The organism is Jeotgalibacillus sp. ET6 (assembly GCF_029667115.1).
Classification (GTDB): Bacteria; Bacillota; Bacilli; order Bacillales; family Jeotgalibacillaceae; genus Jeotgalibacillus.
This window is the reverse complement of record NZ_JARUIU010000005.1, coordinates 45,646-58,429: the sequence shown is the minus strand read 5'-3', so window position 1 is coordinate 58,429 and position 12,784 is coordinate 45,646. Positions and strand designations below refer to the sequence as shown.

At 43.9% G+C, this 12,784-nt stretch carries 10 protein-coding genes; 7 read left to right on the top strand and 3 right to left on the bottom strand.

Features of this window, described 5'->3' with window-relative positions; genetic code table 11:
• Positions 1-10 precede the first annotated feature (10 nt).
• The 7 genes from P6709_RS14045 (at position 11) to P6709_RS14015 (ending at position 7,662) form a co-directional block, all read left to right on the top strand.
• Positions 11-2,119, top strand: a complete 2,109-nt coding sequence (locus P6709_RS14045) for a BglG family transcription antiterminator (RefSeq protein ID WP_278241564.1) — start codon at positions 11-13, stop codon at positions 2,117-2,119.
• Positions 2,116-2,550 carry a PTS sugar transporter subunit IIA gene (locus tag P6709_RS14040; protein WP_278241563.1) on the top strand — a complete coding sequence of 145 codons (435 nt, stop codon included), beginning with the start codon at positions 2,116-2,118 and terminating at the stop codon, positions 2,548-2,550. Before P6709_RS14045 ends, P6709_RS14040 begins: the two co-directional genes overlap by 4 nt.
• On the top strand, positions 2,547-3,707 hold the full coding sequence (locus tag P6709_RS14035) for a mannitol-1-phosphate 5-dehydrogenase (RefSeq protein ID WP_278241562.1): 1,161 nt from the start codon (positions 2,547-2,549) through the stop codon (positions 3,705-3,707). The genes P6709_RS14040 and P6709_RS14035 overlap by 4 nt, the downstream gene beginning before the upstream one ends.
• A 152-nt stretch (positions 3,708-3,859) precedes the next feature.
• Complete coding sequence (locus P6709_RS14030) at positions 3,860-4,717, top strand: M15 family metallopeptidase (RefSeq protein ID WP_278241561.1); 858 nt, start codon at positions 3,860-3,862, stop codon at positions 4,715-4,717.
• Between the two features lie 112 nt (positions 4,718-4,829).
• Entirely contained in the window at positions 4,830-5,774 is a 945-nt protein-coding gene (locus P6709_RS14025) for an ABC transporter permease subunit (RefSeq protein ID WP_278241560.1), read from the top strand.
• On the top strand, positions 5,771-6,661 hold the full coding sequence (locus tag P6709_RS14020) for an ABC transporter permease subunit (protein ID WP_278241559.1): 891 nt from the start codon (positions 5,771-5,773) through the stop codon (positions 6,659-6,661). The genes P6709_RS14025 and P6709_RS14020 overlap by 4 nt, the downstream gene beginning before the upstream one ends.
• Positions 6,662-6,672: 11 nt before the next feature.
• Complete coding sequence (locus P6709_RS14015; protein WP_278241558.1) at positions 6,673-7,662, top strand: NAD-dependent epimerase/dehydratase family protein; 990 nt, start codon at positions 6,673-6,675, stop codon at positions 7,660-7,662.
• Between the two features lie 616 nt (positions 7,663-8,278).
• Here P6709_RS14015 and cls read toward each other — a convergent pair.
• The 3 genes from cls to P6709_RS14000 all read right to left on the bottom strand — a co-directional run bounded on the left by cls (position 8,279) and on the right by P6709_RS14000 (position 12,775).
• The gene (gene cls, locus P6709_RS14010; RefSeq protein WP_278241557.1) at positions 8,279-9,727 is read right to left on the bottom strand and encodes a cardiolipin synthase; all 1,449 of its coding nucleotides are present in this window, start codon (positions 9,725-9,727) and stop codon (positions 8,279-8,281) included.
• A gap of 1,012 nt (positions 9,728-10,739) precedes the next feature.
• Complete coding sequence (locus P6709_RS14005; protein WP_278241556.1) at positions 10,740-11,939, bottom strand: M20 family metallopeptidase; 1,200 nt, start codon at positions 11,937-11,939, stop codon at positions 10,740-10,742.
• Positions 11,940-11,956: 17 nt separating this feature from the next.
• A complete protein-coding gene (locus tag P6709_RS14000; protein ID WP_278241555.1) occupies positions 11,957-12,775 on the bottom strand; it encodes a MetQ/NlpA family ABC transporter substrate-binding protein in 819 nt (272 codons plus the stop codon).
• Positions 12,776-12,784 lie beyond the last annotated feature (9 nt).

Here is a 12,784-nt window from a genome sequence, read left to right as displayed (position 1 = left end):
TTGCTGAGTGATGGTCTATGTGACGGGCAGAGAAAGAAAAATAATAGAATCTTTGCTGCGCACTCAGCATCAATTTACCACGATTCGCGAGCTGGCAGACGCAATGGATGTCAGTTCTCGGACCATTCACCGTGAGTTAAAGAAAATAGAGCGGATGCTTGCGAAGTATTCAATCGATATTGAAAAACTGGCTGGAGAAGGGATCCGGCTCTCTGGAGATGGGGACAAAATCCTTCAGCTTGAGGCTGGAATTCGGGAAGGCAGCGATCATGATCTGCAGCAGGACGAAAGGATTGTCCTGCTGCTGCATTATTTAATCCGTCACCGTGAGCCAGTTAAAGCAGCAGTTGCAACACGTGCCTTAAATTGTGCACTCGGCACACTGATGCAGGACCTGGATTTATTAGAAGAAGCCATCAAACCGTATGGACTCTCGATTATCCGCAAGAGAGGATTTGGCATCCAGCTTGCCGGATCTGAACGCGAACGTAGAAGGGCTCTTGCAACATTATTAATTGAACAAATTGACACCGCTTCTCTTTATTCAATGGTGGATGAGCATTTTGTGATTCCAGGCGGTCTTGATGAAAAAATTGCGAATATCGTCAGCAAGGATTTAGTGACTCAGATTGAACGGCTGATTATGGATGAAGTGAAAGAACTGCCCTATACCATTGCTGATTCAGCGTATATGGCGCTTGTCATTCATATTGCACTTGCGATGGACCGTATACAAAGCGGAGAGCAGATTGAGCTTGAGGAAAATGTAATTCAGGAACTCAGGGAGTCACCGGAATTAAAAGTAGCAGAGTCATTAGCAAGGTCTTTATCTGCAGAATTTAATGTCGTGATACCGATTGATGAAATCGGCTATATGGCGATTCAATTAAAAGGGGCAAACCGGAAAGAACAACTATCTGTTACCACTCTGGAACAGTCAGAGTGGACATTGATTGTGCAATCCATCATTCAAAAAGTTGGAAAGCAGGTAGGGGTTAATTTAACGGACGACCACTCTTTGTTTGAGGGATTGATCGCGCATCTTGAACCTGCCATTCATCGTGCTGAAGAAGGCTTGCAGGCATTTAATCCCCTTCAGCAGACGATTAAAGACGACTATCCTATTTTGTATCATTCACTTGAGCAGGTGCTGAAGGAAGTCTTTCCTCAGCTGGAATTTTCAATGGGTGAATTGGCTTTTCTTGTTCTGCATTTTGCGTCCACGCTCGAAATGAGAAAAGAAGCCGTGTCTATTTCAGCTCTTGTCGTTTGTTCTAGCGGCATTGGAACCTCAAAAATGCTGGCAAGCCGGTTGAAAAAGGAATTTCCGGAAATCACAGATATCACACTGTCTTCTCTTCAGGATGCAAGGATGCTGACACTTGATCAATTTGATATGGTCATTTCAACAGTCGGCTTAATGGATCTGGATAGAGAGTTTCTTTTAGTCAGTCCGCTGCTTCCTGAAAACGAAGTGGAAAAGGTAAAACGGTATCTTCAAAAAAATATGCCGTTCATTACGAATAAAAAAGGGTATAGAACTACAGAAGTAAATTTATTATCTGATGTACCTGTTCTTGATTCTCTTAAGAAAATCAATCATCTCACGTCTGTAATGATGGACCTTCTGACTGATTTCGACGTAATTGAAGCAGAGGATGGCAAAACAGAAGAAGATTTATTGAAAATGGTGGATGCTTACTGTGCGGGCATACAGGCAGTCAGCAGGGAAAACATTGTAAAAGAACTGCTTGAGGCAAGAGAACATTTAGGCGGTCTGGGCATCCCGGACACCGGACTTGCTCTTTATCATGCAAGATCTCAAAAAATTGAACGGCCTCTATTTGTACTATTTGACTTGAAGACGCCAGTCTCCATTAAAGCGATGGATTCTTCCAGCATTAATATGGAGCGGCTTCTGCTTCTTATCGCACCGGACGGACTTGATCAGGATGTGTATGAATTGCTGAGTTTAATCAGTGCTTCCATCATCGAAGAAGACCATCAGCTAGCCTTGTTCACTAATGGCAGCAAGGGGGATATTTACCGCTTGCTGGAAAGAAAATTTGATCAGTTTATACGAAAAAAAATGAATTTATTTTTGGAGGGATCAACATGAGTACATTGCTAACAGCTCAAAACATCTTATTAAATACATCACTAAGCACAAAGGAAGAAGCGATTGAAAAGGCAGGAAGAATATTGGTAGAACAAGGGTATGTTACTGAAAATTATGTGGCAGAAATGAAAAAACGGGAAGAATTGACGTCCACATTCATGGGGAACTTTGTTGCCATTCCTCATGGCACGGAGGAAGCGAAAACAGAAGTGATTGCTTCCGGCCTGTCCTTTCTTCAAGTCCCTGAAGGAGTGGAGTGGAACGGAGAAGAAGTGAAGCTTGTGATTGGGATTGCAGGCAAGGACGGAGAGCATCTTGAACTGCTTTCTCAAATTGCCATTGTCTGCTCGGAAATGGAGAACGTTGAAAAACTGGCTTCGGCTTCATCAGAACAGGAAATCATTCAGATTTTTGAGGATGCAGACGTATGAGACGTGCCGTTCACTTTGGTGCAGGGAATATAGGACGCGGATTCATCGGCGCAGTCTTGTCAAAAGCCGGTTATCACGTAGAGTTTGTGGATGTAAACGAAGAAGTCATTAAAGAATTAAATCGTACAGGACAATACACGGTTCAAATTGCTTCAGAGCAGAAAGAGTCGTTTACCGTAAATCAGGTTTCAGGTATTCACAGCTCCACTCAAAAACAGGATGTCTATCACGCAATCGCAGAAGCAGATCTTATCACAGCATCAGTAGGGCCCAGCATTCTGCCGATCATTGCAAAGGATCTGGCAGGCGGACTGACAGAAGCTGCGCAAAAAGAAAAACTGCACGAACTGAATATCGTAGCCTGTGAAAATATGATCAACGGAACGAGTTTTCTAAAAGAAGAGATAGAAAAGCATCTTTCCCAAGAAGTGAAACAGAAAGTAAATGAAAAGATAGGATTTCCAAACTCTGCTGTAGATCGCATCGTACCCATTCAGCATCATGAAGATCCTTTAACAGTTGAGGTGGAGCCGTTTTTTGAATGGGTGATTGAACAGGGAGAGTGGAAAGGCGACGTTCCGGTTCTTGAGGGAGTGCAGTTTGTTGAGGATCTGAATCCGTTTATTGAACGGAAGCTTCTGACGGTCAACACCGGTCATGCTGCCATTGCCTACTTAGGTCTTGCAGAAGGCTTTACGACAGTAGATCAGGCAATCGCCGACCCGTCGATCAAGCAAAAAGTCGAAAAAGTGCTGGATGAAACAAGTGATTTCCTTATTCAGAAGTATGATCTTCAAGAAGAGGAACATCAAAAATATGTGCACAAAATTATTGGACGTTTCCAAAATCCCTACCTTTCAGATGATTTATCCCGTGTAGGCCGTGCACCGATCAGAAAGCTTGGAGCAAAAGAGCGTCTGGTTTATCCTGCAGTCTCCTTAATGAAAGAAGGAAAACAGCCTGAAGGCCTCATCCAAGCGATTGCTGCTGCCCTTTTATTTGATGAAAAAAGTGACGAGGAGAGCAGCAAGCTCCAGCATGCGGTGCATGAACAAGGCGTAAAACAAGCATTTGCCCAAATAGCCGATTTGACGCTTGAGGATGAATTAGTGCTGGAAGTGGAAAAACAGTTTACTAAGTATGCAGAAAAAAGATAAAGACAGGCAGTCTGTCCAAGTAGAACAAGTTACTTGGGCAGACTGTTCTTTTTTATTTCACGACTTTATTAGTCTTATACGGTAATTGTTTGATAGAATGGAGGGTAGGTAAATAAATGATAACTGGGTCTTAGGAAAGGAAATGTTTCATCATGAGTAATGATCGTTTATTTAGAAACAAGAAGAAAGGGACAAAGGTGTGGATTACGCTTGCTGTTCTTTTTACCATATTCCTTGGAGCCTCTTTAGGCGCATTAAGTGTGTATAATTGGTCAGTTGAAAAAACGATTCAGGGATTGTTTTATAGTTCCAGTCAGACGGAAACAGAGGAAGAGAACCAAACCGAAAATGAAAAAGAAAACGAGGCAGAGCCCGATCAGCAGCAAAATCCGGATGAGACTGCTCAGGAGCCTGAGCCGACAGAGGAAGAACTAGCAGAAGAGCCTGCACCGGCTGAAGAAGAAGAGGCAAAGACGCCTGAAACAGTGACAGAACCGACGTACATCCAAGGTGTGCTGATCGCCAATAAACAGTACCCGCTCCCGGTAGACTATGCACCCGGAGAAAGTGAAGAAGCAAAGGCTGCTTATAACGAAATGGAAACAGCTGCAGCAAATGAAGGCTTTGAACTGATTGCTTTTAGTACGTACCGCTCCTATGAATACCAGGACGAACTGTATCACCGGTACGTAGATGAGCATGGCCAGGAAGAAGCAGACCGTTTCAGTGCAAGACCCGGCTACTCTGAACACCAGACAGGACTCGGCTTTGACATAGGAGAAGTTGGTCAGGAAGCTCTGTGGGCCGACGACGCCTTTAAAGATACAGAAGCAGCAAAATGGCTTGAAGAAAATGCGCACCAATATGGCTTTATTCTTCGATACCCTCCAGGGAAAGAAGACATCACTGGCTACCAGTACGAATCCTGGCATTTCCGGTATTTAGGGAAAGAGCTTGCTGAAAAAGTGTACAGCAGCGGCTTAACGCTGGAAGAATATTTAAATATCTAACTTTCGTCATTTAAAACTGTCCGGGGACCCCTTCGGACAGTTTTTTCGTTTCTCTAATGAAATGAATAGGTTATACTATTTAGAATAGTGTGAAAAAAGAGGGTGCATGTATTTGGGGGTAAAAATTTTAAAATTGGTGGGAGTATGGGTGCTGGCATTTAGTCTATTGCTTATCTTTCTGCTGGTGCCAAGAACCATGGATATTCAGTCAAATGAAGTGGGAGCGTTCGTATCTCCCGGCTACACATACTCATTTGCAGTCCATTGGGACAATATTCAATTATTTTTCACTCAGCTGATGAGTGAGGAAGGGCTGGGAATGGATCGATATAATCAGCCGCTGCTAGGCCATGCCTGGGAGATGATGCAGAGAAGTCTGTGGCTAATTGTGCCGGCTCTTGTTCTAAGTTTTTTTGTGGGAATTGCAAAAGGAGTTTTTGATTTCAGCACCAGGAACAGCAGGAAAAAAACATTGGGTTTACATACCACCTGGCTTGGCCTGTCCATACCCGATCTGTTTGTAATCGTCGCTTTGCAAATGGGTTTTATGTATTTGAATGTGAAAGGAATCGTGACCGGTTTAAGCTTATATGGATATGGAAGTGTTGAAATTATCATTGTTAATATTTTTTATTTATCTCTTTTTCCCGCGTTCTACATAGCAAAGGCAACCTATAATGCCCTCAGTGCAGAGCAGGGTCAGGACTACATACGAACCGCTAAAGGAAAAGGGATTGCGCATTTTAAAATTTTGTATATACATATGTTGAAAAATGGTTTGGCGCATGTCTTCCTTCATACCAATACGATGGTCTTATATGTCCTGTCTAACTTATTTGTTGTTGAATTTCTTACCCAGTACCGGGGAGCAGCCTATTATTTTAAAAAACATACAGAGGCTGCTCAAAGGATTATAACAAATGATGCCCTTGTGGTAGACGTCGGAGCGGTTGTCGCTTTCACCTTCTTCTTTACGGTGCTTATTCTTATATCTTCAATTATAAGCCAAATTGCACGGTCTCTTCTGATGCCGATTGAAAGGGGAGACGAAGCATGAACCGGTCCCTGGCCGTTGGATTTACAATGCTTATATTATTATTACTCATGACATTTATAGGACCGTATATTTCTTACATTGACCGCAATATTGAGCATCTGGGCGCTGTTTATACAGATGATGGTATTTTGGTGCCGCCTTTTTCTCCCTCTCTTGACTTTCTTTTAGGATCAGATCGGCAGGGAAGGGATGTCCTCAGCTTACTTGTTGTTGGAGCAAGAGAAACACTATTTGTCCTCCTGGCAATCGTCGCTATTCGATTTGCTTGTGCCAGTGTACTGGGAATTGGCGCTTATTATTCTTCTGCGATAAAAGCTTTGCTTGCACTCTGGAATCAAGTGTTCTCATTCATGCCCTCCATCTTTTTTGTCATTTTTGTTATGGGGCTGCCCTTTATTATATTTTCTGAACAAAGACAGTTGTGGTTTATTCTAACGATTGCCCTTGTGGAAGTAGGCAGATCCGCAAAAATACTGCACGGAAGCATAGAGCAGGTATCTAAAAAAAGCTATGTGGAAGCCGGTGTTGTCTCAGGGTGTACGCCGTTCACATTATTTATACGCTACTTTTGGCCAAGCCTGAGAATTCCGCTAGTAACTAATTTTATCACCGATATGGGGAGAGCCCTCTTTTTACTGGCTCAGTTTGCGGTCATTGGTGTTTTTCTGCAATTTTCATTTGATTCATTACGATATGGTGGGGTGGATACAGTTAATGATTCGTACATCTGGCCATCATTACTTCATAACATTCACCAGGATATTCTGTCTGCACAATGGGTTGTCCTTTCCACTGTAGGCATCATTGCATATACCATGATGACATTTCATTTATTAAGTGACGGACTCGGGAACTATTATGAAAAGAAATACAATCGAATTCAATAGGAGGCGGTTACATGAATCTGTTAATTTTAGGCGGAACACAATTTTTAGGGAAGCATTTGGTGGAAAGCGCTTTAGACGCAGGTCATCACGTGACGATCTTTAATCGTGGAAAAACCAATCAGGATTATTTTCCAACCGTGGAAAAAAGGAAAGGAGACAGAAATGGAGATCTCACTTCTTTAAACGAAGGACAGTGGGATGCCGTCATTGATGTTTCAGGGTATACGCCGAGCCAGGTGAAGGCGACCGCAGAACTTTTAAAGGACCGTGTTCAGCAGTATGTTTTTATTTCAACCATCTCCGTATATGGTGATTTTGCTAATGGACCTGCAAAAGAAGACGAAACAGTGTTAGCCGAAATGGAAGGGGAGAGTGAAGAAATTACAGGTTCTACATATGGTCCTCTAAAGCAAAAATGCGAAGAAACAGTGAAAAACCTATTTGGTGAGGCGGCACTTTGCATTCGTCCCGGGTTGATAGTGGGGCCGGATGATCCGACAGACCGCTTTACGTACTGGGTGGAACGAACAGCACGAGGCGGAGAGGTCTTAGCGCCAGGAGAGCCCTCGCGTATTGTTCAGTGGATAGATGTGCGGGATTTAGCTCAATGGGTGATTCGGATGACTGAAAAAAAGACTTCCGGAACATTTAATGCAGCCGGTTCACTCGACACGACAATGGAGGATCTGTTACAGACGGCCAAACAAGTGACCGGTTCAAATGCAGCATTTAAATGGATTAAAGATGAGTCGCTTGTAAACCATGATGTCGGAGCTTTTGTTGAAATGCCTTTTTGGATCCCGCGAAGTGAAACACATCCGGACGGTTTTGTTTTAGCAGATGCGCAAAAAGCGATTGAGCAGGGACTTTCATGTCGTTCACCTGAGGAGACGATCCGCGACACTCATCATTGGCAGGCTGCAAGAAAAAATCATACCTGGAAAGCAGGTCTTGCGGCAGAGAAAGAAAGGAAGATTCTGCAGTCTGCGGGTAATGAGTAGGGGACCGGTTCATTTCCGCTCCGCCCGGAGGCTTTCCGCGTGGCGTGAGGTGAGCCCCTTTGATGCCATCGCATCTGCTTGGTCTCACCCTTCCCGCTTTTTCACGCAGGAGTCCCCGGTCTCCGCTTCAATGAACCTATTCTTTTGTCATTTTCACTCGACCATATAATGTAGAACGGTTGTCTACTGGTCTTTTTGCCAGTCACTAATTATTAGAAAGAGGGGAGAAGGGACCGGTTCATTTCCGCTCCGCCCGGAGGCTTTCTGCGTGGCGTGAGGTGAGCCCCTTTGATGCTATCGCATCTGCTTGGTCTCACCCTTCCCGCTTTTTCACGCAGGAGTCCCCGGTCTCCGCTTCAATGGACCTATTCTTTTGTCATTTGCCTCGTAAGAACAATCAGAATAGCTGCCAATTGATCTTTATGCGAGCAACTATTTTTTGTGAAAGGAAGGAATGGACCGGTTCACTTCCGATCCGTCTCTGCGGAAAGCGTCCACCTGAAGCGCAGCGAACCGAACCCAACCGGTAAAAGAGCTTGAGACAGTTTTATGTCCCAAGCTCTTCTCAAATTAATAGCATTTATATTTTGTTTCACTCGTACCAATGAGACTAATATTACAAAATAGGCGACAGGAGTCTTGAGATCGATTCTTTAAACTTAATGTAGTTGGATCGTTTTTTGTAAAGTTCAGGTGTCAGTTCAGTTGAGAGCTCCATATCCTCCATAAAAATCTGACAAAGAGTCGTGACAGTTTCCTGGTGATACACGAAGGCATTGACCTCAAAGTTTAAACGGAAGCTCCGCAAGTCGATATTTGCAGTTCCAACGGAGGCTGCTTCATTATCTGTGACGAGCGTTTTCGCGTGAATAAATCCGTTATCATAAATATAAATGCGTGCTCCTGCTTTCATCAGTTCACCGACATATGAATAAGTGGCCCAGTACACGAACATATGGTCAGGCTTGTTTGGAATCATAATTCTTACATCCACACCTGATAGCGCTGCAATTCTCAGGGCATCGAGTAAACTGAGATCCGGAATAAAATAAGGCGTCTGAATATAAATATATTTTTTTGCGCTCGTAATTAATTTAATATAGCCATTTTTGATTTGTTCCCACTCTGAATCTGGTCCGCTTGATACAATTTGCATGGCCACCTCGCCTTTAGTGGGAATAGCCGGAAAATAATGATCCTCATATTCAATATCATATCGGTGCGAAGCCTGATTCCAGTCTAAGACAAATCTTGTCTGGATCGGATGGACTGCGCTGCCTTCCACACGAAGATGCGTATCCCTCCAGTACCCGAACCGTTTGTCGATTCCAAGGTATTCATCGCCGATATTAAACCCGCCGATGTAGCCGACCCGCCCATCCACAATAATTAATTTCCGATGGTTTCTGAAATTAAGACGGGGGTTAATAATTGGTACATTAGAAGGGAAAAACGCTTCAACTTCACCGCCTGCAGCTCGAAGCTCCCTGAAAAAGCGTTTGGTCATGCCTCTTGAGCCCATGTCATCATATAAAATCCGTACTTTAACCCCTTGATTGGCTTTTTTAATGAGAAGGTTCATGAGACGTTTCGCCAGATCATCACGCCGTAAAATATACGTTTGGATATGGACATGATTTTTTGCTTCTTCGATATCCTGAAACAGCGCTTCAAACTTTTTTTGACCGTCTACAAAAATATCTACTGAGTTATCCTGTGTCAAAACAGCGTCATTATTATACAGCTGCATATAAATCAGATCTTGTTTTAATTCAGTCTCACGCGATTTAAATTCGAATGTTTTGTCTTGTATAGCATCGATTTGATAGCGAATCAGCTGCTCAATCCCGACGCGCCGTCTTCCATCCCAATCAAATAAATCTTTTTTGTACAGCTGCCGACCTAATAGAAGATAAAGAGCAAAGCCTGCTATGGGAATAAAAAATAAAACCATCAGCCACGCCCACGTTGCTCCAGCATCTTTTCGCTCCAAAAATATAAGGACGCCGGCAAGAACTAAGTTTAAAAAGAAAAAGAAACCGACAACAATTGATATCCAGTCCATAGGTGTCCCTGCCAATCTGTTAAGTAGTATTGTTTCTCTTATCGTACCCTGTCTGTTTAAAGAAAAACAGCCAGAATCCCTTAGAACAGTATGCTTTCCTGAAAAAATGAATCTCTTATGATCATAGCATACAGAAAAAGGATAAGAACCGTTCATGTAAAATTAATTAAAATGGAGAAAATAGATATTTAAAAAAACACCTTCATGAATAACTTATTCATGAAGGTGCTCTTAACTGTGAAGAATTATTTTAATACTGCTGATCAGCTATCCGCTGTCTTTTTTGCAAGAAACTCGTTTTTTCAAAAAGGGAAGGGGACCGGTTCATTTCCGCTCCGTCCGGAGGCTTTCCGCGTGGCGTGAGGTGAGCCCCTTTGATGCTTTCGCATCTGCATGGTCTCACCCTTCCCGCTTCATCACGCAGGAGTCCCCGGTCTCCGCTGCAATAAACCTATTCTTTCGTCATTTCACTCGTACAGATAATATAGAACAGCTGTCTACTGTTCTTTTTGCCAGTCACTGATTTTTTTTTGAAAGAGGGAAGAGACCGGTTCATTTCCGCTTCGCCCGGAGGCTTTCCGCGTGGCGTGAGGTGAGCCCTCTTGATGCTTTCGCATCTGCGTGGTCTCACCCTTCCCGCTTTTCACGCAGGAGTCCCCGGTCTCCACTTCAATGAACCTATTCTTTGGTTATTTCACCTGTAAATACACTACGCAACAGCTGCCAATTGTTCTTTACGCAAGCAATTATTTTTTGTGAAAGGGAAGGGGATCGGGCTCCGTCCGAAGGCTTTCCGCGTGGCGGGAGGTGAGCGTGAGCCCCTTTGATGCTTTCGCATCTGCATGGTCTCACCCTTCCCGCTTTTTCTCGCAGGAGTCCCCGGTCTCCGCTGCAATGAACCTATTCTTTAATAAGTTCATCCGCAACCAGAATACTGATCAACTTTCCGTAATCTTTTCGGAAGAAACTCATTATCTTAAAAAGGAAAGAGGAGCGGTTTAATTCCTTGCCATTATTTTTCTCGAATCTGCCAAAACTGTTGCTGGATCTGTTTTAGTTTTTCTTCTTCGGTAAACAGAGTAAAGGCGGTTAAGGCAAGTGCCTTTGCTCCGATCATCAACCCGCGGTCGCCTGCCTTGGATTTAGCCGCTTCTCTAAACGCATCTGTGTGAAGGACAAGCTCCTTGGGACCGATCTGAATATAGGGATGAATTGTAGGGACGACATGACTGATATTGCCTGCATCCGTTGAGCCGATTCCATTGCGGCCATCTTCACTAAACGTATCGCCAAGAGAGTTGAACGCTTCTTCAAATACATCATCAAACAGCGGGGTAGGGATTAAGTTATCTACTTCATTTTGAAAAGCAATCACATTCAGTGAAGCCCCGGTTGCTAGTGCAGCTCCTTCAGCAATGGCACGTACTTTTTTGGTGACGTCGTTTAAAACACTGCGGCTGGCAGCCCGGATGTAAAAGCGGGCTTTTGCATACTCAGGGACAATATTCGGTGCATCTCCGCCATGAGTAATGATTCCATGAATCCGTACATCGTCCTGTACATGCTGACGAAGAGCATTGATGCCATTAAACAACTGAAGTACACCGTCGAGCGCATTGATGCCATCCTGAGGGGAAGATGCTGCATGGGCAGGCTTTCCGATAAATTCAAAATCAAGCGGATCTACTGCTAATGAAGTGGTAGTGCGGCCTGATTGGTAAGAAGGGTGAATCATCATAGCTGCATCAATATCTTCTAAATAGCCGTGTTTGACAAAGCTTCCTTTTGCACTGCCGTTTGGTCCGCCTTCTTCTGCAGGAGTTCCGAAAACGACCACTTTCCCGCCGATTTGATCCAGTACACTCGCTACGCTGTTGGCCGCAGCGATACTGGCCGTTCCAATGATGTTATGACCGCAGGCATGTCCAAGGCCTGGAAGTGCATCGTATTCAGCTAAGAATGCAATAGTAGGTCCTGGTTTACTGCTCGATTTCACTGCATAAAAGGAAGTCTCATGCCCTGCGACCCCCTTTTCAACCTGGAAGCCTTCAGAAATTAAATGGCTCGTCAACAAGTCTTGAGCGAAAAATTCCTGATTACCTATTTCGGGACGTTCATGAATGGAGTGGCTGGTTTGAATATAGCCTGCTTCACGGGCCTCAATATGGCTGGTGATCAAATCTTTCACGGATTGGGCTGAAACTGAATTCATCACTAAAACTCCTCTGCTTAATAGTCTGTAAGATCTTCTACTGGAATGAACGTAGGGATCATTCCGCCGTCATATTCCTCTTCAATAAACTCAGCGACATCGTCTTCCTGATAAAGTTCACCGATGCGCTGCAAGTCTTCCCGGTCGGTGTCTTCTGATTGCGCTGCAATAATATTGATATAAGGCGTTGCTGTGTCGCTTTCACGGAAAATCGAGTCATTTACAGGACTGAAACCGGCATCCACCGCGATTCCATTATTAATTATCGCTGCATCTACATCCGGAAGGGAACGTGGTGCCTGTCCTGCTACTACAGGAAGAATTTCAATATTTTTAGGGTTGCTTGTAATATCCTGTTCGGTGCCGGTCAATCCTGCCTCATCACTTAGTTCAATTAATCCTGCTTCTTCAAGCAGCAAGAGCGCTCTTCCTAGATTCGTCGCTTCATTTGGAACTGCGATGGTCGCGCCTTCAGGAAGCTCTTCAATAGAGGCTATCTTTTCAGAGTACAGAGCCATAGGCGCAATGACTGTTGAAGCAATAGGTGCTAAATCAAGCTCTCTTTCTTCTATAAAATCATCAAAATAAGAGATGGTTTGAAAGGCATTTAAATCAAGCTCGCCCTCTGAAAGTGCGATATTCGGTTGTACATAGTCTGAGAACGTAACGATTTCAATTTCAATATCCTCTTCCTCAGCTTTCTCGGCAACAAAATCCCAGATGCGTGTATCTGAACCGCTGATTCCGATTCTGACCGGTCCATCTTCATCCCCTCCGCACGCCGCAAGGGTAAGGCTAAGTAATGATACAAGTGAAAGAGTAGTCCATTTTTTCATTTTCATTTC